The organism is Campylobacter concisus (genome assembly GCF_002913545.1).
Classification (GTDB): Bacteria; Campylobacterota; Campylobacteria; order Campylobacterales; family Campylobacteraceae; genus Campylobacter_A; species Campylobacter_A concisus_AV.
In genome coordinates, this window is record NZ_PPBR01000120.1 from 98,011 (window position 1) to 120,451 (window position 22,441).

At 36.6% G+C, this 22,441-nt stretch carries 17 protein-coding genes and 6 tRNA genes; 3 read left to right on the top strand and 20 right to left on the bottom strand.

What is annotated here, in order from left to right:
* Nucleotides 1-9: 9 nt before the first annotated feature.
* The 3 genes from CYP05_RS08160 to CYP05_RS08170 all read right to left on the bottom strand — a co-directional run bounded on the left by CYP05_RS08160 (nucleotide 10) and on the right by CYP05_RS08170 (nucleotide 5,842).
* Nucleotides 10-4,917 (bottom strand): retention module-containing protein, encoded by a 4,908-nt coding sequence (locus tag CYP05_RS08160; protein WP_103642578.1) that lies wholly within the window; start codon nucleotides 4,915-4,917, stop codon nucleotides 10-12.
* A gap of 148 nt (nucleotides 4,918-5,065) precedes the next feature.
* Nucleotides 5,066-5,473 (bottom strand): pyridoxamine 5'-phosphate oxidase family protein, encoded by a 408-nt coding sequence (locus CYP05_RS08165; protein WP_103642579.1) that lies wholly within the window; start codon nucleotides 5,471-5,473, stop codon nucleotides 5,066-5,068.
* Nucleotides 5,474-5,842 (bottom strand): L-arabinose ABC transporter, encoded by a 369-nt coding sequence (locus CYP05_RS08170; RefSeq protein WP_258031545.1) that lies wholly within the window; start codon nucleotides 5,840-5,842, stop codon nucleotides 5,474-5,476.
* 83 nt (nucleotides 5,843-5,925) lie between these two features.
* Here CYP05_RS08170 and CYP05_RS08175 point away from each other — a divergent pair, with 83 nt between their 5' ends.
* A complete protein-coding gene (locus CYP05_RS08175; RefSeq protein ID WP_021092115.1) occupies nucleotides 5,926-6,447 on the top strand; it encodes a hypothetical protein in 522 nt (173 codons plus the stop codon).
* A 17-nt stretch (nucleotides 6,448-6,464) separates the two neighbouring features.
* On the opposite strand, the gene CYP05_RS08180 is transcribed toward CYP05_RS08175, so the two are convergent.
* Entirely contained in the window at nucleotides 6,465-7,205 is a 741-nt protein-coding gene (locus CYP05_RS08180; protein WP_021092048.1) for an EI24 domain-containing protein, read from the bottom strand.
* Nucleotides 7,202-7,897: a dUTPase gene (gene dut, locus CYP05_RS08185; protein ID WP_002940827.1), complete on the bottom strand. Its 696-nt coding sequence runs from the start codon at nucleotides 7,895-7,897 to the stop codon at nucleotides 7,202-7,204. The genes CYP05_RS08180 and dut overlap by 4 nt, the downstream gene beginning before the upstream one ends.
* 129 nt (nucleotides 7,898-8,026) lie before the next feature.
* Between dut and CYP05_RS08190 the strand changes: the two genes are divergently transcribed.
* Complete coding sequence (locus CYP05_RS08190) at nucleotides 8,027-8,215, top strand: hypothetical protein (protein WP_002940779.1); 189 nt, start codon at nucleotides 8,027-8,029, stop codon at nucleotides 8,213-8,215.
* Here CYP05_RS08190 and CYP05_RS08195 read toward each other — a convergent pair.
* Nucleotides 8,212-10,581: a putative bifunctional diguanylate cyclase/phosphodiesterase gene (locus CYP05_RS08195; RefSeq protein WP_103642580.1), complete on the bottom strand. Its 2,370-nt coding sequence runs from the start codon at nucleotides 10,579-10,581 to the stop codon at nucleotides 8,212-8,214. The two genes, CYP05_RS08190 and CYP05_RS08195, sit on opposite strands and share 4 nt — an antisense overlap.
* A gap of 65 nt (nucleotides 10,582-10,646) precedes the next feature.
* Here CYP05_RS08195 and CYP05_RS08200 point away from each other — a divergent pair, with 65 nt between their 5' ends.
* Complete coding sequence (locus CYP05_RS08200; RefSeq protein WP_103642581.1) at nucleotides 10,647-11,186, top strand: hypothetical protein; 540 nt, start codon at nucleotides 10,647-10,649, stop codon at nucleotides 11,184-11,186.
* A 955-nt stretch (nucleotides 11,187-12,141) separates the two neighbouring features.
* Here the strand turns inward: CYP05_RS08200 and CYP05_RS08205 are convergent.
* The 14 genes from CYP05_RS08205 to nuoI all read right to left on the bottom strand — a co-directional run bounded on the left by CYP05_RS08205 (nucleotide 12,142) and on the right by nuoI (nucleotide 22,436).
* Nucleotides 12,142-12,216 (bottom strand) — tRNA-Glu (locus tag CYP05_RS08205).
* A 5-nt stretch (nucleotides 12,217-12,221) separates the two neighbouring features.
* Nucleotides 12,222-12,297: transfer RNA gene (locus CYP05_RS08210), tRNA-Lys, on the bottom strand.
* A gap of 121 nt (nucleotides 12,298-12,418) precedes the next feature.
* Nucleotides 12,419-12,495 (bottom strand) — tRNA-Asp (locus CYP05_RS08215).
* Nucleotides 12,496-12,507: 12 nt separating this feature from the next.
* A tRNA-Val gene (locus CYP05_RS08220) sits at nucleotides 12,508-12,583 on the bottom strand.
* Between the two features lie 16 nt (nucleotides 12,584-12,599).
* Nucleotides 12,600-12,675: transfer RNA gene (locus CYP05_RS08225), tRNA-Glu, on the bottom strand.
* 14 nt (nucleotides 12,676-12,689) lie between these two features.
* A tRNA-Lys gene (locus tag CYP05_RS08230) sits at nucleotides 12,690-12,765 on the bottom strand.
* A gap of 237 nt (nucleotides 12,766-13,002) precedes the next feature.
* Nucleotides 13,003-13,731: a HEAT repeat domain-containing protein gene (locus tag CYP05_RS08235; RefSeq protein WP_103642582.1), complete on the bottom strand. Its 729-nt coding sequence runs from the start codon at nucleotides 13,729-13,731 to the stop codon at nucleotides 13,003-13,005.
* 6 nt (nucleotides 13,732-13,737) lie between these two features.
* Nucleotides 13,738-16,107, bottom strand: coding sequence for a tetratricopeptide repeat protein (locus tag CYP05_RS08240; RefSeq protein ID WP_103642606.1), 2,370 nt, complete (start codon nucleotides 16,105-16,107; stop codon nucleotides 13,738-13,740).
* A 22-nt stretch (nucleotides 16,108-16,129) separates the two neighbouring features.
* Entirely contained in the window at nucleotides 16,130-17,620 is a 1,491-nt protein-coding gene (gene nuoN / locus CYP05_RS08245; protein WP_004317979.1) for an NADH-quinone oxidoreductase subunit NuoN, read from the bottom strand.
* Complete coding sequence (locus tag CYP05_RS08250) at nucleotides 17,617-19,128, bottom strand: NADH-quinone oxidoreductase subunit M (protein ID WP_103642583.1); 1,512 nt, start codon at nucleotides 19,126-19,128, stop codon at nucleotides 17,617-17,619. The genes nuoN and CYP05_RS08250 overlap by 4 nt, the downstream gene beginning before the upstream one ends.
* Entirely contained in the window at nucleotides 19,128-20,966 is a 1,839-nt protein-coding gene (nuoL, locus tag CYP05_RS08255) for an NADH-quinone oxidoreductase subunit L (protein ID WP_103642584.1), read from the bottom strand. Before nuoL ends, CYP05_RS08250 begins: the two co-directional genes overlap by 1 nt.
* A 3-nt stretch (nucleotides 20,967-20,969) precedes the next feature.
* Complete coding sequence (gene nuoK / locus CYP05_RS08260; protein WP_004317991.1) at nucleotides 20,970-21,272, bottom strand: NADH-quinone oxidoreductase subunit NuoK; 303 nt, start codon at nucleotides 21,270-21,272, stop codon at nucleotides 20,970-20,972.
* Complete coding sequence (locus CYP05_RS08265; RefSeq protein WP_103617761.1) at nucleotides 21,269-21,805, bottom strand: NADH-quinone oxidoreductase subunit J; 537 nt, start codon at nucleotides 21,803-21,805, stop codon at nucleotides 21,269-21,271. Before CYP05_RS08265 ends, nuoK begins: the two co-directional genes overlap by 4 nt.
* Nucleotides 21,798-22,436 carry an NADH-quinone oxidoreductase subunit NuoI gene (nuoI, locus tag CYP05_RS08270; RefSeq protein ID WP_103642585.1) on the bottom strand — a complete coding sequence of 213 codons (639 nt, stop codon included), beginning with the start codon at nucleotides 22,434-22,436 and terminating at the stop codon, nucleotides 21,798-21,800. The genes CYP05_RS08265 and nuoI overlap by 8 nt, the downstream gene beginning before the upstream one ends.
* Between the last annotated feature and the right edge of the window lie 5 nt (nucleotides 22,437-22,441).

Consider the following 22,441-nt stretch of genomic DNA (forward strand, 5'->3'; position numbering starts at 1 on the left):
TTTTTGAAGCTAAAGAATGTGAACTGTATCGTCTATTTTGATTTGGATAGTATGTCCAATTACGTCATCACTTTTATAAGTTTTGTAGTCGGTGACACCTGTAGGAGTATTTTCCTCCCAATTACCATCAAGTTTAACTGATGTAGTTTTATTGCCTTGATTATCAATAGAACCCTTGATATTAAGGATATTAAGCACCTTATCACTATCTGTAATATCAAGCACATCTTGCGCATTAATAGTGATCTTAGAGTTGCCTTTAAGTTGGATATTTTCAAATTTTTCAACTTTACTAAAATCAATCGTTTGTCCATCAACCACTAAAGTATCATTATCACTATCGCCACCTTTCATTGTTTTGCTTGCATCATATTTGATCGTATAGGTTTCGGTCTCTATATGAAGTGTTTGCGTTGGAAGTTTAGTCTCTAATCCTTTTGAAGTTTTAAATGTTGCATCAACTTTTAGATCATAAGCTGATCTTGCGTTGATATCAAGTGATTGCTCAAATGAACCTTTACTTATATCATCAGCTGTTAGCACATGATTTACTGGTTTTGTTTGAGCGTGATTGTCTGGATCAGTATATTTGATCTCAACTGTATCACCTACTCTTGCATCTTCATTAAGATAAACTTGAATAGGCGTTGTGTCCTGATCTTTAGAATTTTCATAACCCTGTAATGTATTATCCCTACTTGTATCCTCTACAAATCGAATACCTCTTATAGCATCAATCTCGGCATGTGCTTTAACATTAATATATTTAATCTCATTACCATCTTGATCTATCGGGAAATTACCATCTGCATCAGTTAGAGTTACTTTTGCCACTGTATCTTTATCTTTGCCAACTGCGATAGCTGCATCAAGCTCGAGAGGATTGCTTGCATTAAATTTCTTTGGATCGTTATTCTCATCAACAATAATAAAAGAATTATTAGGATCTGTCACGTCCTTTAATGTTATGTTGCCATTGACATCTTTGCCTATAACTTCATAATGTTTAGTTGTTTGAGAGTTATCAGGATTTGTTATCTCAACATCTATCTTATCGCCTTTTATCACATTTCCAGGGATAGAAACTTTTACTTTTGAAGTATTGTTGCTTGGATTATCTTTTTTGTATTCGTCTAACTCATCTCTTGAGATCACGCCATCGCCATTTTTATCGGCAGCTATGCTTACACTTAGTCCTGCTTCGCTTAGTGGGGCAAGTTTTGCTTTAGCTTCAGGAGAAGTTTCAGACATATCGCCAGCAGCGTTTGTTATTTTTGCAGTTGCAGTGGTTTCTTGACCTGGGAGCATTTTAACATCGTGAATTTCAAAAGTATTGTTTGTAAATGGATAAGGAGCACCATTATGTTTTAGAGATATATTGCCACTAGCATCTTTTACAACTTTGAAAATTTCAGTTCTAGGTGTTGAATCACCTGGTTGGTTGATTGTAACTGTTATTTTGTCATCATTTATAACATTATATGGCACTTGAACGCTTATAGTTGTTGATTTTACGTCACCATCAGATACAGCTTCATCTCTATCTATCTTGCCATCTCTGCTTGCATTATCTTCTTTAAATTCAACCTTTAAATTTGTAGCGTCAAATGTTTCTAGCTTAGCTTCAGCAGTTGCTGTTTTTTCTTTACCTGTTACATGATCCTTAATAGTAACATCTACTTTAGCTAGATAATCTTTGTCTGGATTATCTTTGACTAGATGAACATCAGAAATTTGTAGCTTATTGTCAGATGGAAGATGCACAATATTACCGCCTGCACCTTTTAGAGATATTTTTCCGCTAACATCTTTTTCAACTGTATAAATTTCAGGATCTTTTTTTCCAGTTGCCGTGATTGTTATAACATCACCATTATTTACAGTATTTGGGATCTCAAGCGTAGCAGAAGTTGTTTTTAGTTGTCCATCTTTCATAGCTTCTTCTCTATCTAGCCAACCATTTCTATCTTTATCTTCATCGATAAGTAGTCTAAATCTTGTTCCAGAGCCATTTCCTGTATCAAGGATGATATCGCTCTTTGTCTTTGATACATCGCCAGCAGCACCAGTTACTCTAGCATTAATGATAGTCTTTTCACCATTTTGTAAATTTGTTAAAGGATATTTAACTTCGTTAACTTCGTTGTTATTTATTACTGGCAAATAAGTATTACTACCATCATCTTTTTTAACATATACGACACCATTAGGTTTTACTTGTATTGTATAAGTTTCATCATCTGAAATATTGGCACCAGTTTTACTATTTATTATAAGCTTATCGCCATCAACAATATTTGAAGGTAACTTAATGGTTGTCATCGTAGTGGTTCCGGTGGTTGCTTCTGTGCTACCCAAAATGCCATCATTATCGATATCTTTATCAAAAGTGATTTTCATATCATCATGAAGTTTTTCAAGAGTGTTGTGATTTGTAGCTTCAGCTTTTTTACCACCGCTTGCATCAGTAGTCTCTGCAGTTACGTTGATAGGCTTACCAGCTTCTATATGAACGCCTTTAATCTCAAACTCATTTTTATCATTTACGGTTTTAAGAGTATCATCAGAAGTATCTTTTAGTATGATCTTACCATGTTCATCTCTACCTTTAACCTCATAGGTTTTAGGTGAAGCGCCATTTATTGTTACATTTACCATATCGCCAGCTATAACATTATTTGGCACTTTTACTGCGATTGTAGTTTCGTCTAGCTTATTATCTCCGTCTTTACTCTCAGCTCTTGTTAGAGATACATTGTGATCACTATCTTCTACAAATCTTACAGCCATATCATTTAAACCAGCTATCATAACGCTACTTGAATTTTCGGCGTGTTGGATGCTACCATCGTTATCTACTATCTCAGCTGTTACCTCGGTTTTTACACCAGTTGCTGTTTTAATGCCAGGTATTTCAAAACTATTGCCATTTTTTATAGTTACATGATCACTAGCGTTATCATTATTTGTTATACCAGTTAGCTTGCCAGTAGCATCTTTTTCAACAGTATAGTGTTTATATTCGGTAGTTCCGTCTGGATTTTTTATAGTTACATTTATTTTATCCCCATTTACTGCATTTTTAGGAAGCTTGATAGTAACTGTCGTGCTGTTAAGATTACCGTCGCCGATAGCCTGCTCTCTAGTCATAGTTTTAGCACCACCAGCCTCTTCAAAGATAACTTCTGGTTTTTTTACATACTCTAAGCTAGCTGATTTGCTATTTTCTTCAGTAGGTAAATACTGATTTGTTGGATGTGTTGGGTGCGTAACTTCAGCTTTTATCTTTGTATCTTTTCCATTCTCTAGCTCAAAACCATCTACTTTAATAGCCCATTGATTGGTGTCTTCTTTAAAGAAATTCTTATTTGCAGTATTATAAGGATTACCAATAGTATGACCTGCACTATCAATTTCATCTACGCTTGTTATGACACCTTTCTCATTCATGTTTATCTTGAAATTTCTATCATACGTATTTCCATCAGGTTTAGTTACATGGAGTGTCAGTCTATCGCCGTCATCAATTCTATTTGGCAATGTGATCTTAGCGGTTGTGTGATTTACTCTTTGATCACCTGGATTTATCTTTACTCCATCAAATGGTTTTTCATAGTTACTAAAATAGCTACTAACACTCTCTTGCCTTGAAATTTCGTGAAGAGTTTTTTGTTCTGGTAGACTCATATCCATCTTTATAGTTTGAGGTGTTACGCTATCTGGGGATGATTTTTCAGTTTTTTGAGAGCCATCTTTATCAACAACATGAACGCTAGCTTTAGTCTCCAAACCTGGGAATATCGGAACCTCAATGCCAGTTACTTTGTGATTTGTAATATCTTTATCAGTAAGTTCGATTGGGGCCAACTCTTTTGTTCCTGTAGGGTTTAAAGGATCAGTATAAGTTATAACGATCTTATCGCCAGCTACTACACCTTTTGGAAGAGTTATCTCTACTGGTGAAGTTCTAAAATTTTCATAATTTTCATCTGTTCCTTTATTTTCTGCATCTGTTAGAAAGCCATTGTCGTCTTTATCTTCAGTAAATCTTATAGTTGGTCTTTCATATGGAGTAACACTATCAGACGCTTTATTGCTTTTTATTGTATTTGCACTATCAGTAATGTGCGCTTCTACTTTTGAAATTTTACCCTCAGCAACTGGCATATCAGAGATGATTTTAGTAAAAGTATTATTTACTATATCAGTAGCATTGATAGTTATAGGTGATAAAGATTCTACTGTGCCATCTGGTTTTGTTAGTTTAATGTGAAGAATATCGCCAGGGATAACATTTGTTGCAGTTATAGTTACTGGTGACTCATTTTGTTTGCTGTCATTTTCGTTTTCTGTATATGTTAAAAATCCATCGTTATTTCTATCTTCTTTAAATTCAACGCTTACACTTGGTTTTGGAGGGATCAAGTCGCCACCATTAGCATTTCCATCACTGTATCCGCCTATTGGGCTATCGTATGAAGCAAAAGCTCTATTTGCGTCAGTTAAATTTCTATAATTTTCATTGATATTTGAGTAGTGACCACCCTCGGCGAATCTAGCATCGCTTAAGCTAACACCATCTCCGCCACCAGCAGCTGCAGCATTTCCACCAGCAGCAGTTTCTTCAAGTTTTGTTAGATCTCCACCATTTAAAATAGCATTTTGCAAAGCACTTACATCAGCTAATCCATCACTTCCTATTGTATTTTGATTTAACGCTAATGTATCATCGCCTAGTATTGTAATCTCTTTGCCATTGTTTGCAACTATAGTTACTTTGTCGGCTGCGTCACTAGTTTTGATGCTTTCGCCTATATAGACAATATCACCAACTTTTAGTTCTCTCGCATTTCCATTTTGATCGACTGCAACTGCCTTGCCCGTTAATGATTTTACCACTCCGGCTTCTCTTGCCATCAATTACTCCTTTAAAAATTTAATTTTTTGTGAATTATATTAGATTATAATAATTTTGTAAATTGTACCTTGGTACGATAAAAAATACTTACTAGTTATAAAAGAATAATATTATAATACAACTAGAGACAAAAATTTATATAAAGCCCTACTTTTGCCAAAAAATTTTCTTGCCAAAACCTAGAGTGTTGCTCGTAAATTTAACCTTTTCAAGGCTTATAGACCAAATTTTTGGATCCATCGCTTTTGCGTAAAAAAATCTTTTAAAGTAAATTTCTCGCTCACTTGCGCTAGCTTCTCTCATCACTCCTTGAAACTGCACGCCCTCTATCTTACCAACGATCTTTGTATCAAGAGCAACCGTGCCAGCAACGAGCTTTGAGTTTTTTAAAAATTTAACATGCGAGCTCTCATCAGAGCTAGCTAGTAAAAGGCAAAAATTTAGCTCATCAAAGGCGTAAAACGCGCTAAAAGCGTAAGGCTGCCCATCATCATCAATGGCGCAAACGCTTGCAAGGTGCATCTTTTTTAAAAATTTAACTATCCTCTCATCCATCTAAATTCCCCTAAAAATGTCAAGAATGGTTTGAAATTTAAAGATGACTATGGCGATTATCAGCACCCAAAGCGTAAAAATAATGAGCTCTATTAGAGTAAATTTATCTTTTGCAACCTTTTTGAAGGCAAGCATTGTTAAAAATGCTCCAAAAAAGCCACCAATTAGCGAAAAATAGTGGATCGCATTTACCTTTACAAAGCTTGGCAAAAGCCCTTTAAAAAATAGTGAAAACATTAAAATGGCAAGCAAATTTGCAAGTATCAAGTAGTAGCCAACGACTGGCAAAACAGGCCAAAGCCTAGCAAAAACGAAGCTTAAAACAGTGATAAGCATCAGCAAAAAGATCCTAGTCCCAAAACAACACATCGCCCATCCTTTTTTGACGCATTTTACAAAATTTTGCTTTATGAAATTAAAATTTTGCCGATTTAGCCTCAAAAGGATTTAAAATGCAAACAAATTTTTACTCTCAAGGAAGCTACAACAACATGAGCTTTTCGATGAAGACTAGCTCAGGCGACGAGATAAGCTTTTCGATGTATGACAACAAAAATTTAGAGTTTTCAAGCCAGAAAAATGGCACTTCAAGCCAAAGAAGCCTAACTCTAACGCACGAATACGGCTACGAGTTTGCCTATAAAGGAAACGGCATAGACGAGCAGGACATGAAAGAGATCGAAGAGGCGATGAAGCAAATTCGCCCACAGGTTGATGAGTTTATGAAAAATGTCAAAGAGGGCGATAAGATCGCAGGTAGCAGCCAAAGCATAAGTGAGCTTTCAAACAAGATCAAGCAGATGTTGCCTGACGCAAAAGATCTGGATCACAAAAATTTCATAAATGACAATATGCTAAAGATGTTTGACGAACTTTTAGCTAAAAATGATGCAAATAAAAATCTACTAAGTGCGACAAAAAGGTTATTTGATACCTTGCTTGATGAGAGCAAAAAAGTATCTTACTACGCATAAATTTAGAGCTTTTGGCTCTAAATTTTAACTAGCGCCTCTCTTTGATAAAAGAGGTGCGACAAGACTATCACAAAATAAAGCTGAAAAAATAATCCCACAAGCGGCACAAGCGAGATGAGATAAAACAAAAGCGTAAAAACTATAAATTTAACCCCGCCGCCTTCAAGCAGTGCTAGCTCAAATTTATCGCTATCAAGCGTGTTTGAGCCAACATCTATGAGTAAAAGCTTATAGTAGATGTAAAAAAACGGCACGTTGATGATGAAAAAATTTACAAATGGCACAAACAAAAGTGGCAAGCAAACGAGCAATATCCCAAGAAATTTCATGATCTCAACCATCATCACCTTTAGCACTCTAGCCGTGCTAGCCTCACTTTTAAGCACGTAGTTGTAGTGCCTTTTGTTTATCTCTTTGGCCACGACTGGCGTTAAAAAGCCAGCTACGACTAGGGCGATCACGATGCTAATGATGATCGTTAAAAAGGTGCTTAAAACGTAAAAAAGTATGCTAACTATCCACTTTGTAGCGCTAAAGCTTAAAATTTTAATAGCTATAAAAGATAGCGTCGAGTTTGACTCTAGAAAGGCGAAATTTTCGTTTTTAGCGCCGTCACTTAAAAGATCAAATATCTCGCCACCTCCCCAGATGCTTAGCCAAGCTAGGCAAAGTATGCTAAGGCAAAGTGGCAAGATAGATAGCGTTATAAATTTGGCTGTAAAAAAGTCTTTAAAGCCAAGACGGAGAAGATTTATCATTTTACCTTTTTGTATTCACGCTCAAGTGCGGCGTAAATTTCATCTATCGTGCTAACGCCGTTTGATAAAATTTCACTCATCACTTCGTTATCTTCGCGTCCGTTCCAAATTTTCTTATAGCTGCCCTCTTTATAGCCGTTGTTTTGACGGAAGCGATTTAGCACGTTTTTAGCGATGTAGCACTCATAAAGCGAGTATAAATTTACGCCACATTTTAAAGACATCGAGAAATAAATTTTAAAGATATCAAAGATGTCATAATCAAAGCCACTGCACTCATGTATAAGCATCTCAACGTCGTTCATGATCTCATAAATGCTCTCATCTTCGATTTTTAATGGCTCTTTGCAATAGTCGCTAAAGCCACTTGACTGGCAGATATCATCAGCTAAAGTCTCAACATCACCAAGCTGTTTTGCCTTGTAAATTTGTAGCGCTAGGCTCATTATAAAGTGCCAGATATCGACAACCTCTATGCGTAAATTTTGCTCATCAGTCTTAGCATCTATGCTCTTCCAGTGCTTCCAAGCAAAGCTATCAATGAGCTCAGCACACTCCATATATATGCAGCGCCTCCAGCTTATGAGTTTATTTTTATTTGTATAGCCATTTTCCCAACCAAGCCCGTTTGTCTCGTCATTTAGGCTTTGTTGCATCTTTAACATCTCTAAAACAATAGTTCTTTCATCCATTTTTAAACCTTTTAAATTTTAAATGATTATAACAAAAAACAATTAATGCTTAAGCGACAAGCTTGACCCAAATCATCTTAATGCAAGCTTACAAGATGTAAAATCACCCAAAATTTCAAAGGAGAAAAGATGAGAGAGAAAGATCTAGTAGTTTGCAACGTTTGCGGACTAAAAAGCAGCGATGATAAAAATGCGGTTTTCATCCACGCTCACAAAAACGGCGAAGAGGTTGATATCTGCACAAGCTGTATCCCAAGCGTGATACATGGCTCAGGCATGGTCGTAAAATCAAACGAAGAGATAAAGGCTGAAATTTAAATATCAGCCACCATGTGAGGATTTTGTTTTATAAAATCCTCAAAATCCGATACACTCATAGGATGGCAAAGATAATATCCTTGCATTTCATCACAATTAAGCTCTTTTAAAAGCTCTTTTATCTCGTGGCTTTCAACGCCTTTTGCTGTCACCCTTAGCTTCATTGATTTAGCTAAACTTATGATGGCTGTAACTATTTGCATATCTAATTTATTACTTATAGCATTAGAAACAAAATCATTCGAAATCTTAATGTGCTTTATTTTATACTTCCTAACATAAATTAGCGATGTATATCCAGACCCAAAGTCATCTATGCAAACATCAATATTGCTTTTTTCCAAAATGGCAAAAATTTTGTCCAGAGTTTCTTGTTTGTTTTGCCAAATATCTTCACTAAATTCAAACTCGAATTGACTTGGACTTATATGATTTGAGTTTAACGTAATTAAAAAATTATTTATAAATTTTTCAGATGTACTTTGAATATAGTCTATATTCATACTTATTTTTGGTATCTTTAATCTTTTACTCTTCCAAAAAACAATTTGTTCTATCGTTTTCAAAACAGAAAATTCACAAATTTCATCTAATATATCACTATTTAGACTTGCTATAGGCATAAACTCATTAGCTTCTTTTAGTCCGAATTCTTTTGATTGCCATCTCAAAAGTGCTTCCGCACAAATCATTTTTTTATTTTTAAAATCGATAATTGGTTGAAAATATACTTGAAAGTCTTCATAAAAATTTGCTTTTTTAAGAGCTGTTTCTATGACTAATTTTTTGCGTATTTCACTATTCATTTTTTCACTATAAACTGCAGGATTTAAAGCTGGATTTTGCTTAGCAAAATACATCGCCATATCGGCTTTTTTAATAATATCTCTAGGTTCAGTAATATTTTTATTAGTTACAACATAGATTCCTATTACGCTTCTAAGAGAAAAGTGATATTTATCTATCTGTAAAGAATCCTCTATTGCATCCTTTAGCCTCATACCAAATTTCATTCTCTTTGTATGGCTACCTATATCCATTTTAGCTAATATAATAAACTCATCAGAGCCAACTCTTGATACAACTTCTTCTTTATTACAAATTAACCTCATACGTTTTGCAATAAACTTTAAAATTTTATCTCCAATTTCATGTCCATAAGATGTATTAATATTTTTAAAACGACTTATGTTTATATAATAGACTGCAATTTCTTTTTGATCATCTAATTTTTCACACATCTCTTTTAGTTTATTTAGTAAAGAATCCCTGTTGTCTAAAGATGTCAAATAGTCCTTTGCAGAAATAGTTTCTAAGCTTAAATTTATCATTTCCAACTCAACCATTTTGCTATTTTTTTCTTTTGTTTTCATTTCAAGTAAACGTTCTTCAGCAAGGCGAATTTCATTAATATGATTAGAAGCTCTAAAATAATAGCCCAAGATGGCAAAAGCTACTATAAGAAATAAAAATAACAAATCAAATACTGGTTCTGAATTATCCTTCATTAAAAACATGCATATTGAAATAATTGGTACATATTTTGGCAGTGCATTAAAAAATGGTATATTTAAATATTTGTTATTACCTTTTAAATAAAAACTCCCAAGCATTAAAATAAAAAAGATAATAAGATATAGTGAGTAAAACATAAATTTAAAATTATTGTTTAAAAATTTATTATAAAAAATATATAAATTTAGTAATGCAAAAATAACACTCGCACAGATAAAATAAAAACCACTATATTTAAGCTTAAGAGTATTGCTAGTAAAAAATTCACTAAGTGCCACAAATAAAGTTAGCAAATTTATAAAAAATGCAATAGTAGAAGTTGTTTTATTTATATCTTTTGAACAAATAAAACATTTAAAACTATCAAAATTATCAATAATGCAATAAACAAATGCACAAACCAACAAAAAAACGTTAAAAATATCAAACAAAACCTGATTTCTACTACTTTTATCAAGTCTTTTAATCTTATTTATAAAAAGTATACTAACAGCGATAAAAAATAAAAACATAGGAAGTAATGCAAAAAGATCAAGGTAAGAAATTTGTTCTTTATTTCTTAAAAGGAAATCCTCATTAACGTTTCTAACGGCATCAAGAATAGCCCAAATAAACACACTAAAACAAGCAGCAAGCCAGTGCATGACTTTAAGCTTTGATTTATCCATAGATATGTAGATACCAAGAACTACAAGACCAAAGTCCAAAAATATCAACAAATTTTCAAAATTTTTATAGTTTAAGATGCCGGCAAACTCAGAAAATATAAAAAGAGCTATAACGGCATAGAAAATCTGTTTTTGTCTTACGACAAGAGATGAATCCAACGTAAAAAAAATGTTTTGTTTCATTGCTTATTCTATTTTAAACCTTATTTTTAGTTATAATTTTACAATTTTTTCATTAAGGTTAGTATATGAAGTGCAATATCGTCTTATCTGGAGAAAATTTAATGGACTACCAAGCGTTTAATCTATTTTTCTCAAAAAAGGCTAGAAAACAGTATTTTATAAATGTTTTTATGATTTTTACGGAGGCTATTATAGCTGGATTTGTCGCTGATATGCTCTTAAAAACCAAAATTTTTACTATTATTGGCATCATTTTTGCTATTTTTTGGATCATTTTTTATCCATTTTTTTTAAAAAATAGACGAAGAGCGGCGCTAAAAAGTTTAGAAATTTCAGGCTTTAAAAAAGAGATGATCTTTGAAGTAGATGAGAAAAATTTGGCATTTTACGAAAATGAGCCAAAAGAAAATGAAATTTTTGACATAAAAGATGTAAGTGAAATTTACGAGCTTAAAAATATCTTTGTCATCTTTATAAATGAAAAAATCCATCTTGTCTTGCCAAAAAACAAAGAAACCTCAGAGCTAGTAAAAGCACTTATAAAAAAGAGCAAAAAAGAGCTACTACTTTTTAAAAATTTAGACTATAAAAGTATTGTGAGATAGTAATTTACTATAAACTTTCAACACTCAACAAAAAGCCAATACAAATATAAGCAGTATTGAGATACGATAAAAATTATATTCTTAAAAAGAGTAATAAACGCGGCAAAACTCAAAATAAACATATAATGTGTTTCCTAATTTTATAGAAATTTTATAACATTTTCACATGATATGCAGATTACCAAAATATCTAAATTTTAAGATGATACGAAAACAGATAAAAGTTACTTTATGGCTAAATAAGTATGAGGCAAAACTGGTAAATGTGTAGCAAATAAAATTCCAAGTATTTTATATATAAAATATAATGATGAGTTTATACCCAAAATAGCTGAAACCACTATACAAATGAATTAACATTAATATTGCTTGAGCTTAGCAATCTAAGCAAGAGTGTAAAAACATGTAACGCTTATGATAAATTAATAGATTATGTAGCTTTAGTCCATTTTAAAAGTAAAATATTCTGAAAATAAATTTACTAATCATAAGGTCACATAAAATAGTATAAAAATTTTCTAGCTGCAGATTTATCTTACTACCACAAGTAGATGAAGATATATTATAAGCATAGACTATCTATATTAAAAAAGATCTTGCTTCATTTTAAATAATGAGTCTAGTCATAGTCGCAAAAAACACAAAAAACGATATACTTAATTCTATTGAGGCTAATAAATGCAATGATACACAACTATGCCATTATACTCAACACTTAACCAGCACCTCTAATTAACAACATCTTTAATTTTATATCGCATAGTGTATTTATATAAAAAATAGATATTACTCAATCTTTAATAAAATCTTTTCAAATTTATAATAGTTATTTATTAATTGATCATAGATGTATTTAACTCTGATTTACAACAACATACAAATAGTTGAAACATATAAGAAAATAAAATCTTTACTAATAAGAATTAATCTTTAAATTATATCAAAGTATTAAGAATGGTGACCCATACGAGACTCGAACTCGTGTTACCAACGTGAGAGGCTGGTGTCCTAACCGCTAGACGAATGGGCCAAAGATGGTGCCCCGTGTAGGTCTCGAACCTACGACCCCATCATTAAGAGTGATATGCTCTACCAACTGAGCTAACGAGGCAAGATTAAGTATCAATAACAAATCGTAAAGTGTTATCTTAGAACTTATAATCTTAAAATTTAATTTGACACTCAATAATGGGTGCTTTATGAGACGCAACCTTAACCTAAGGTTTAATAGATGGCGCAGCGGACGGGGCTCGAACCCGCGACCTCCGCCGTGACAGGGCGGCATTCTAACCAACTGAACTACCGCTGCACCTAAAAGTAATGGTGGTCGCTATAAGACTCGAACTTATGACATCCACCTTGTAAGGGTGGCGCTCTACCAACTGAGCTAAGCGACCTAAATTTTAAAATATCTGGCGACCCTTAGAGGATTTGAACCTCTGTTTCTACACAGAGAAAGTAGAGTCCTGAGCCACTAGACGAAAGGGTCATAAACCCAAAAAATGGTGTCCTGCGTTGGATTCGAACCAACGGCCCCCTCATTAAAAGTGAGATGCTCTACCGACTGAGCTAGCAAGACATGATTATTTAAAAAAGAATTGAGATTATACAAAAAACATTATTGTATGTCAAGAAAAAATTAAATTTTAAATCAAATTAAAGCTATTTTGTCCGCTATTTCTAAGCGAAAAATATAAAATTTTATTTTTAAATCTTGTCAATTTAAAGCCAAAATTTCTTATAAATTTAAACCATTTTTACTTTATAATCCAACAAACAAAACACAATCAAGCACCTAATCCGCTTAGTGGTAAATTTAATTCTTGTCTAAAAATCTTATCGCCATTTTTCTAGCTTTTTCTATCTTTTCAGCCTCTTGATTTTGAGCTGCGCTAGATGATATCCACTTTTTACCAAATAAATTTTGAGCCGCTTCTATCATAACTGCGCAGGTGTATGGCTCTTTTTCGCTAGAGATGCCTTGCAAAAATGCAGCTTTTGTTTTATCTCGCAAGATTGCTTGGCTGACCCTGTGAAAGGACATTTGCATAAGGCTAGCTGCCGCCCATGCCCTGCAAAGGCTATCCTTGTTTTCTAGCATCTCGCTTATCAAAATATCTATTTGCTCTAACGTGCCAACCCAACCAAGAGCTATTATAAGCTTGCGGCGTAAGGCATCATTTGTCTCCAAAAAAGAAGTTATTTGAGGGATAAGGCGGTCGCAAAATGCGGCATAAAAGTCTCTATGCTTAGACTTAGTGAGGATTTGCGCTATAAGATAGATGGTTTCTATTTTTAGTTTTTGATCGCTCTTTTTGGCTAAGCGCTCAAACAAAAACTCCAGCCCAGCGCCTCCATGCCTATCAAAACTGCTTTCTAAATTTAGCTGCCCGCCCTCTTGCCACTCTTTGCAAATGAGCTCATAGTGATATGCTATCTCGTCACTTGCGCCTAAATTTGCGATAAATTTGATCCTTTTGCTGTCAGGAAAATTCTCTTTTTTAAGCCCCAGATACTCTTTTTCAAGGTCATTTAAACTTAGCACTAAATTTTACTTTATCATCTCAAGTTTGGCTTTGCAGGCATCTTTGTAAGCACTTGTGAAATTTGAACCAACGCATTCGTTTAGATAGGGCTTAGCCAGCTTATACTGCTTTTGTCTGATGTAAATTTCACTTGCTAAATTTAGAGCATGCAAACGGTCCTCTGGCTCAAGCTTCATATTTAGTATAAATTTCGCCTCGTCAAGCGCCTCGTCAAGATTATCTGTCTTTAGCGAAGCCTCCGAGTAGTCAAAATTTAGCTTTGGCGAAAAGGTATTTATCTTGGCTCTAGTTTGCAGCTCAAGCGCCTTTTTAGCGTAGGTTGCAGCGATAGCATAGTCGTTGCTCTTCATCGCATAGTCGCTTATAGCCGCATACGCCTCGATGATTTTAAAATCCTGCCCCCTTAGCTGCTCGATCGCGCTGATCGTTGAGACTGCCTCAGTAAAGCGCTTTAGCGCAAGCAGCGAGTAAAATCTATCAAAAAGCGATGGCGTAGGATCCGAGTACTCGACCGCTGAGCCAAGCGAGAGCGCGTCGTTTGCTGCAGTGATCGCATGCTCGTAGTCTTTATTTTTATATAAAATTTTGCTCAAATTTACCAGCCACTCGACTCTATCTTCTAAATTTTCATCCTTTACATGCGCCTTGGCAAGCTCTAGCGCATCGTTGTAACGTGCCGTTCTAAAGTAGCAGTTAAATAGCTTAAACTGTGGCAAATAGACCTTGCTCACATCGTAGTTTTCTAGTAAATTTACAACTGCCGTGCAGTCATCTTTGATGAAAAATTCTTTTGTTAGCTCAAGCGCAGCCTCATTTACAAGCTCCATTGCCCGGCTTAAATTTTTATCTTTCGCGAGGTTGTTGTAAGCTAGCGCATCGGCAAATTTACGCTCTTTTAGATCGAGCTCAAGCTCGCTGATTAATGCCTTTTGGCTGATATTTGTGCCGGCATATTTTTCGATGAGATCTTTATATCTTGCGTGAAGTGCGGTGGCATTTTTGTCGTCCTCTTCAAAAAATAGTCCATCCTTTGCTTTAGCGACCTCATCGATATAATCGCCATATTTAAACTCTTTTTCATATCTATTTAGATACTCATACGCCCTTTTTTCATCTTTGGTTTTGGCTAAATTTAGCGCTAAATTTTTTAATGCTGCCTCGTAAAAATCCTTTGTCCTGTCGCTATTATTTACCAAAATTTCATAAATTTTAGCAGCCACGTCTGGCATATCTTTACTAGCAAATGTATAGGCTAAATTCATCGATTTTGTCGGATCGTTCATGAAAAATTTTTCATTTGCATTTGCGATCTTTAGTACAAATTTCTTTGCCTCTTCAAATTTCTCTTTATCGATATTTGCATCCGCTAGGCTTAGTGCAGCTCTACTTGCAAGGTCGATGTCGTTTGTAGAGTAGAGCACCTTTTCATAGTCGCTTAGCGCCTCTTTTTGCCTGCCTATTTTATATAGGTAGTCAGCATAATCAAGCGTGGCAAGCTTTGTAAATTTAGACTCCGCGTGCTCTTCACTTAGTATGTCAAGCATATATTTTGCATCACTTGCGATGCTATCTTTGAGGTAAGCTCTGGCGATGAGATATAGCACCTCAGAGTAGTTCTCATCAGAAGGGAATTTTCTTATCCAGGCTCTGCCCTCGCTTACGATATCTTTTGGCTCCAGCCCCTCAAACTCGCTATTTGTCTCAAAAATTTTATCAAGCGCTCTTAGTCTAAAAAGTAAAAACTCACTTGAGAAAAGACTAGCTGGGTGCCTTTTCATCGCTGTTTGCGTATCTTTTACCACGCTTTCATAAGCGCCCTTTTCGTAAGCTCTTTTTATATTTATGTAGATGTCTATATCATTGCTATCAAGCCCAGCGATAGGCGTTTTGTTAAGATCTAGCGCTCCGATGCTTGGACTTAGCATATCTCTAAAATCAGGCGAAAAATTTAGCCCAGATACTCTTTTGTTATTTTCGCTAAGCGAAGTGTCGATGATGATGCTAAAGTGCTTTGAAATGGTCGTCTTTGGCGTATCTTGCACGCTTGGACTGCTGTAAAGCTCAGTTTGAACATTTAAAAGTTTTGAAGGCGCCTTTGGCATGATGACGATGAAGAGTTTGCCGTCTTGCTTTTTGTATTTTATGTCCATTAGCGGCAGCGTCGTGTCCTCGATGTTAGGTAAAATTCCATCATCAAGCATACAAACGTAGCGCTTCGTGTCATAGGCTAAAATTTGCTCCACGCATTCAAATTCTTTCTCGTCGCTTAGCTGAAGGACGCTATAAGGCTTATTTGCGTTTGCGCCGCTGTTTAAGCTAAGGCTAAAGGCGGATAGATAAAGCGGTAAAAATAAGATGGTTAAGAGCTTTTTCATGCCGCCATTATAGTTAAATTTTCTAAAATCCTGAAGCAAAGACAAAATGCTCGATAAATTCCAAAATCGCTCCAGAAAATAAAAAGGCAAAGACCGTGCCAGCAACGGCAACTCCAACGATCACTTTTAGCGCCATCGAGACGTTTGAGATGTAGATATTTTTATCTTTTACGATAGGCTCTTTTAAAAACATAAAGACGATGAGCTTTAGGTAGTAATAAATAGCAATGGCAGAGTTTATCATGATGATGAGGCTAAGCACGACGTAATCAGACTTTATGAGCGATGAGATAAGCACCATCTTGCCCCAAAATACGCTAAAAGGCGGTATGCCAGCAAGGGCGATCATGAAAATTCCCATTATCACGGCGTAACTTGGCAAAATTTTAATAAGCCCTGAAAATTTCTCATACGGGTGTTTAAAACGCTTGTCCCAGCAGACGACGTCGTCGCACCTTGCGACCCAGAGCATAGAAAATGCGCCCAAATTTGCAAACAAAAACATGATCCAGTAGAAAAACAAGGCGACATTTGCCTCGTGAGAATTTGCCACAAGCGCGCAAAGCACGACACCAGCGTGAGCTATCGAGCTAAAAGCGAGCATCCTTTTGACGTCTTTTTGCACTAGCGCCATGATGTTTGCAAGGCTCATCGTAAGCACGGCGATGATGTAGAGCATATCTTTTATCCATGAAATTCCAGAGCCCTCAAGCATCGCAAAAATTCTTAACGCGACGATAAATCCCGCAACCTTTGGCACGATAGACATATAGCCAGCAAGCGGGGCATTTGAGCCCTCATAAACGTCTGGTATCCATGTGTGAAATGGTATGAGCGAGAGCTTAAAGCCAATGGCTGATGCGATGAAAACGCAGCCAAGCAAGATGATCAAATTTTGATTTAGGCTAAGATCTTTTATGACAACGCCTATACGAGCGATGTCTATTGAGTTTGTTGCTAGATAAAACATCGCTATCGCCATCGCAAAAAAGCCAGCCGAGAGTGAGCCCATCGCGAAGTATTTGATAGCAGCCTCGACGCTTTTTGCCTTGTTGTGAAGGGCGATTAGGGTGTAGAGGCAAAGCGAGCTGATCTCGAGGCCTAAAAAGATGATGAGTAGGTTGTTTGAGCTCACCATAAATAAAAATCCAGCGATCATAAACAAAAATAGCGCGTAATACTCGTAAATTTTATACTCAAAATACTCTTTTGTGCTAAGTGCAAGCGGGATGAAAAGAGCTGAGGCGATTAGGATAATGATCTGCGAGATGATAGAAATTCCATCAACTAAGAGCATATCCCAAAAGCTTAGGCTAAGCCCGTTAAAATCAAGCGTAATGCCTAAATTTACAAATATAGCGATGATGCAAAATACGCAGTAGAAATTCCTCGAAAGATCCTTCTTTATCGCTCCAACTATGAGGATAAAAAGCGCAAAAACCATCATGCTAAGCATCGGCGAGAGTGATTGTAGCGAGATTTCATTTAGGTCTAAAAAGGCTATTTCGTTCATAGTTTGCTCCCGCCGTTTAAAGATGAAATTTTATCCTTTGTGCCGCTATTTACAGCTCTAGTTTGCATTTTGCTTATAATATTTTGCACGCTTGGCTCAAGTGGTTTTAGTATCAAATTTGGTGCGACACCAAGAGCGATTATGAGCAAACAAAGTGGCACAAGAGCGGCTAACTCTTTAAAATTTAGATCTTTAAGGCTTAAATTTTTCTCCTTGCACTCGCCCAAAAAGACCCTTTTATAAAGCACTAGCATATAAATAGCGCCCACGATGATGCTAAAGCCACCAAGTAGCGCAAAGAGCTTGTTTAGCTTAAATACGCCAAGTAGGCTCAAAAACTCGCCCACAAAGCCGATCGTTAGTGGCAGGCCGATACTTGCAAGCGTTGCTATAAAAAATATAAGCGCATACTTTGGCATCACCTTAGCAAGGCCGCCAAATTCGCAAATTTCTTTTGTGTGAGCTCTTTCGTAGATGACACCTACTAACAAAAATAGCGCGCCACTAACGATGCCGTGGCTTATCATTAAAAATATCGAGCCGCCAAGACCTATTAAATTTAGTGAAAAGATGCCAAGCATGATGACGCCCATGTGTGAAATGGAGCTATAAGCGATCACTTGCTTCATATCGCTTTGCGCGTAGGCAACGAAGGCTGCGTAGATGATCATGATGATGGCTATGACACAGACAAAGCCACTTAAAAGTAGGCTCGCGTCTGGAAAAAGTGGGAGTGAAAATCTCACAAAGCCATAAGTACCCATCTTTAAAAGCACGCTAGCAAGCAGCACCGAGCCGATAGTCGGAGCCTGTCCGTGTGCATAAGGTAGCCACGTGTGAAACGGAAATAGCGGAGTTTTCACGCCAAAAGCAAAGAAAAATGCTAAAAATAGCCAAATTTGAGCATTTTCTCCGATGCCAAGCTTGTACCAATCAAGCAGATTAAAGCTAAAGACGCCACTTTTTTGATAACACAGATAGCCGATGAAGATGATCGCTACTAGCATAAAGACAGAGCCTAAAAATGTGTAGATGAAAAATTTAATCGCAGCGTAAATTCTATTTTTACTACCAAATGCGCCGATGATGTAAAGCAGCGGTATGAGGCTAAGCTCCCAAAAGCTGTAAAATAAGATCATATCAAGCGCGCTAAAGACGCCCATCATCGTGCTCTCTAAAAATAGCACGCTAATAACAAGGTGCTTTAAATTTCCATCATCGCTAAGTGCTGCGATAGAGATGAAGCTCATAAATGCGCTAAGGACTATAAGCACTAGCGAAATGGTGTCAATGCCCACAAAATAGCTGATATTTAGGCTTGGTATGAGCGAGACTTGATGCGTTAAAACAAAGTCATAACCCTGAAAATCGACATTTACGCAGATAAAAATGGCTAGTAAAAGCTCGATAAGAGCGATGCTTGCTCCATAAAATTTGATGCTTTTATTTTCTATCAAAAAGCCAAGTATTGCGCTTATTGCTGGGAAAAATATTATGACACTTAGCATTATTTGGCTCCGTTTAATAAAAATATAAAGCTTAAAAGCAAGGCAAATCCTGCGACCATAAACCTAAGCATGACGCTTAGATCGCCACTTTGCATTTTGTTTGCAAGATATGCAAATTTAGTAACCACAAATGCGACAAAATCGACACTTTGGTCTATTATCATCTCATCAAATTTCTTACAAATTTTAGAGATTAAAGCGTAGCCATTTATAAAAAATTTCTCATAAAATTTTGGTATAAAGTAGGCATTTTGCAAAATTTTGTAAATTTTATTTTCACAAATGCTCTCTTTAAAAATTTCTTTTTTATAAGCAAAGACTGCAAAGCCAGCGCTTGCAAGCACTAAACTAAGCGTTAAAACAAGTAAGAAAATTTCACTGCTGTGAGATAAATTTAGCTTAAAATCCCCAAGGCTAGCACCTAAAAACTCGCTAAAGTTATTCCAGAAAAAGCCGCTGATGACCGAGAGAACGCCAAGCACGCTCATACCAACAAGCATGTAGTTTTTGGCTTCATGTGCGTGCCCCTCGCTCTTTGGCCTTGCAAAAAAGACAAGCATGACAAGCCTAAAACTATAAAATGCCGTAAGAACTGCGCCAAAGAGCAAGACGGCCCACAAAATTTGATCTTCACTAAAAGCGACCTCTAAAATTTTATCTTTTGAAAAAAAGCCAGCAAATGGATAAAATCCAGCCAGCGCGCAGCTTGCGATGATAGAAAGGAGCGCAGTTGGCTTCATAAATTTATAAAGTCCGCCCATTTTTTTGATATTTAGCTCGTCATTCATCGCGTGCATGACGTTGCCAGCGCATAAAAAGAGCAGCGACTTAAAAAATGCGTGCGTGACAAGGTGAAAAAGTGCGATCTTGTAAGCGCCAAGACCAGCCGCTACAAACATATAGCCAAGCTGCGAAAGCGTCGAGTAAGCGACTATCTTTTTTAGGTCGTTATGCACTAGCGCGATGCTTGCGGCAAAAATCGCTACAAATGCGCCAAGGCAGGCGATAAAGTGCGATACTTCAGGCACATTTGCAAAGATGAAATTTGCGCGTATGACTAGATAGACGCCAGCTGTTACCATGGTCGCAGCGTGGATGAGCGCAGAAACCGGCGTTGGTCCCTCCATGGCGTTTGCAAGCCAAGTGTGAAATGGAAACTGAGCGCTTTTACCCATGGCGCCTATGAAAAGAAGTGTGGCGATGATGCCTAAATTTAGCCCAGAAAGGTCGCTTCTAGCGTTAAAAACCTCGCTAAATTTAAGCGAGCCAAAGCTATAAAATATATAAAAGATACCAACAAGCATGGCAAGGTCAGCTACTCTGTTCATCACGAAAGCTTCGTTTGCAGCGACGTTTGCGCTAGACCTTTTATACCAAAAGCCTATGAGCAGCCAAGAGCAAAGTCCAACGCCCTCCCAGCCGATAAAGAGCCCTATGAAGTTATCGCTTGAGACAAGGACGTTCATGCAAAAGACAAAGAGCCCAAGGTAGCTAAAAAAGCGGTTAAAGCTTGCGTCATCTCTCATGTAGCCAATGGAGTAGATATGCACGATGCTAGCGACCACGCCCACGGTGCTAAGCATCACAAGGCTAATCGCGTCAAGGTAGAAGCTAAAGCTAAGATCGAGCGAGCCTAAGTTTATAAACTCTTTTAGGGTTAAATTTAGTGGCTCATCTACGCTAAGACTAGCCGTTAGCATGAGTGAAGCTGTGGCGCTAACGATCATGAGAAGCGAGCAAAAAAGACCGATAAATAAATTCTTACTGCTATGTGAAAAGATACCAGCTATGATGAAGCTAAGAAGCGGGAAAAATAGCGAAATACAAAATAAAATCATCTCTTAGCCTTTCATATTTGTCATCGAATCTAAACTGATGCTGCCAGTCTTTTTATACCAAAGCACGAGCAGACCTAGTCCCACAGCGACCTCGCTAGCAGCGATGGCTACTATGAAAAATGCGATGATCTGCCCAGTTAGGTCAAAGTAGTATTTTGAAATGGCTGCAAGTGCGATGTTTGCTGAGTTTAGTAAAATTTCACTTGAGAAAAATAGCATTATCAAATTTCTTCTTCGCATTATGCCAACAAGCCCTATGACAAAGACTAGACTTGCTAAGATGAGGTAGTGAGTAAGGCCTATCATAGCATCTCCTCAAATTTGCTTTGCGCGTCTAGGTCTTTATGTATCAAGATGATGCCAGCCACCATCGCCACAAGTAGCATGATAGCGCACATCTCAAAGGCCAGCAGATACTTGCTAAAGAGCAAAATTCCAACCGCTTCGATGTTGCCAAGGCTAGCGAGGGTAGAATTTACCACCTCTTGCTTAGCGCTATAGATCGGCGCTAAAAAGATAAATATCAAAAGAAGCGCTATGAAGCTGCTTAGAAGATAGACGATGATCTTTGCTTTTTTGCCGCTTTTTGGCTCGCACTCCTTGCTGGTGTCAAAAAACATCATCGCAAATGCGTATAAAACGACCACTGCGCCTGTATAGACGACGATTTGCACCACGCCTAAAAACTCAGCCCCAAGCAAGAAAAATATAGCTGATATAAAAACCATGCCAGCAGCTAGCGCAGAGACTGCATTTAGGGCGTTTTTGCAAAGCACGCTAAAAGAAAAACTAACTAATATAAGGGCGCTAAAAAGATAAAATGCAAAGCTCTCATACATCGCTTGACCCTTTTAAATTTATATCCATCGTTTCTGCCTTATCTTCATTTGTAAGCGCATTTGGCGTCTTTTTTACTAGGCTACTAGCATTTTTAGGTAGCGCGCCATAGCCCTCAAACTCAGCTTGATCTTTTAAGAATTTATCATCTGTTAAAAACTCAGCCTTTGTACCAAAGAGAATTTTATTTTCACTTGCGACCTCGTACTCTTGCCCACAAACTATGGCAAGCTCAGGGCAGACATCAGCACAAAAACCGCAATAGACGCATCTGCTTAAATTTATCGTGTAGCTTGCGACCTTTTTGCGGCCATCTTCACCAAGCGAAGTCTTCATCGAGATGCAGTTGCTAACGCAAATTTTCTCACATAGCCCACAGCCTATGCAGCGCTCATTTTCGCTCTCAACAAATTTTAAAAGCCTGTGAATTCCCCTATATCTGGCGTTTAGCTCCATCTTTTGCATAGGATATTTTAGAGTGTGCGACTTGCTAAAGAGCATCTGCTTTAGCGTGATCTTTAGCCCTACTAAAAGATCAAGCTTAAAAGTAGCGACGATGAAGTGCTTAAATTTATCAAATGCCCCTTTTGGCTCTATCTTTTCGTCTATCAAAATATATCTTTTCTCGCTCATTTTAC

Coding starts and splice junctions, on each gene's coding strand:
- CYP05_RS08160 (WP_103642578.1), bottom strand. CDS start 4,917: ATGGCAAGAGAAGCCGGAGTGGTAAAATCATTAACGGGCAAGGCAGTT.
- CYP05_RS08165 (WP_103642579.1), bottom strand. CDS start 5,473: ATGGATGAGAGGATAGTTAAATTTTTAAAAAAGATGCACCTTGCAAGC.
- CYP05_RS08170 (WP_258031545.1), bottom strand. CDS start 5,842: ATGTGTTGTTTTGGGACTAGGATCTTTTTGCTGATGCTTATCACTGTT.
- CYP05_RS08175 (WP_021092115.1), top strand. CDS start 5,926: ATGCAAACAAATTTTTACTCTCAAGGAAGCTACAACAACATGAGCTTT.
- CYP05_RS08180 (WP_021092048.1), bottom strand. CDS start 7,205: ATGATAAATCTTCTCCGTCTTGGCTTTAAAGACTTTTTTACAGCCAAA.
- dut (WP_002940827.1), bottom strand. CDS start 7,897: ATGGATGAAAGAACTATTGTTTTAGAGATGTTAAAGATGCAACAAAGC.
- CYP05_RS08190 (WP_002940779.1), top strand. CDS start 8,027: ATGAGAGAGAAAGATCTAGTAGTTTGCAACGTTTGCGGACTAAAAAGC.
- CYP05_RS08195 (WP_103642580.1), bottom strand. CDS start 10,581: ATGAAACAAAACATTTTTTTTACGTTGGATTCATCTCTTGTCGTAAGA.
- CYP05_RS08200 (WP_103642581.1), top strand. CDS start 10,647: ATGAAGTGCAATATCGTCTTATCTGGAGAAAATTTAATGGACTACCAA.
- CYP05_RS08240 (WP_103642606.1), bottom strand. CDS start 16,107: ATGAAAAAGCTCTTAACCATCTTATTTTTACCGCTTTATCTATCCGCC.
- nuoN (WP_004317979.1), bottom strand. CDS start 17,620: ATGAACGAAATAGCCTTTTTAGACCTAAATGAAATCTCGCTACAATCA.
- CYP05_RS08250 (WP_103642583.1), bottom strand. CDS start 19,128: ATGCTAAGTGTCATAATATTTTTCCCAGCAATAAGCGCAATACTTGGC.
- nuoL (WP_103642584.1), bottom strand. CDS start 20,966: ATGATTTTATTTTGTATTTCGCTATTTTTCCCGCTTCTTAGCTTCATC.
- nuoK (WP_004317991.1), bottom strand. CDS start 21,272: ATGATAGGCCTTACTCACTACCTCATCTTAGCAAGTCTAGTCTTTGTC.
- CYP05_RS08265 (WP_103617761.1), bottom strand. CDS start 21,805: ATGTATGAGAGCTTTGCATTTTATCTTTTTAGCGCCCTTATATTAGTT.
- nuoI (WP_103642585.1), bottom strand. CDS start 22,436: ATGAGCGAGAAAAGATATATTTTGATAGACGAAAAGATAGAGCCAAAA.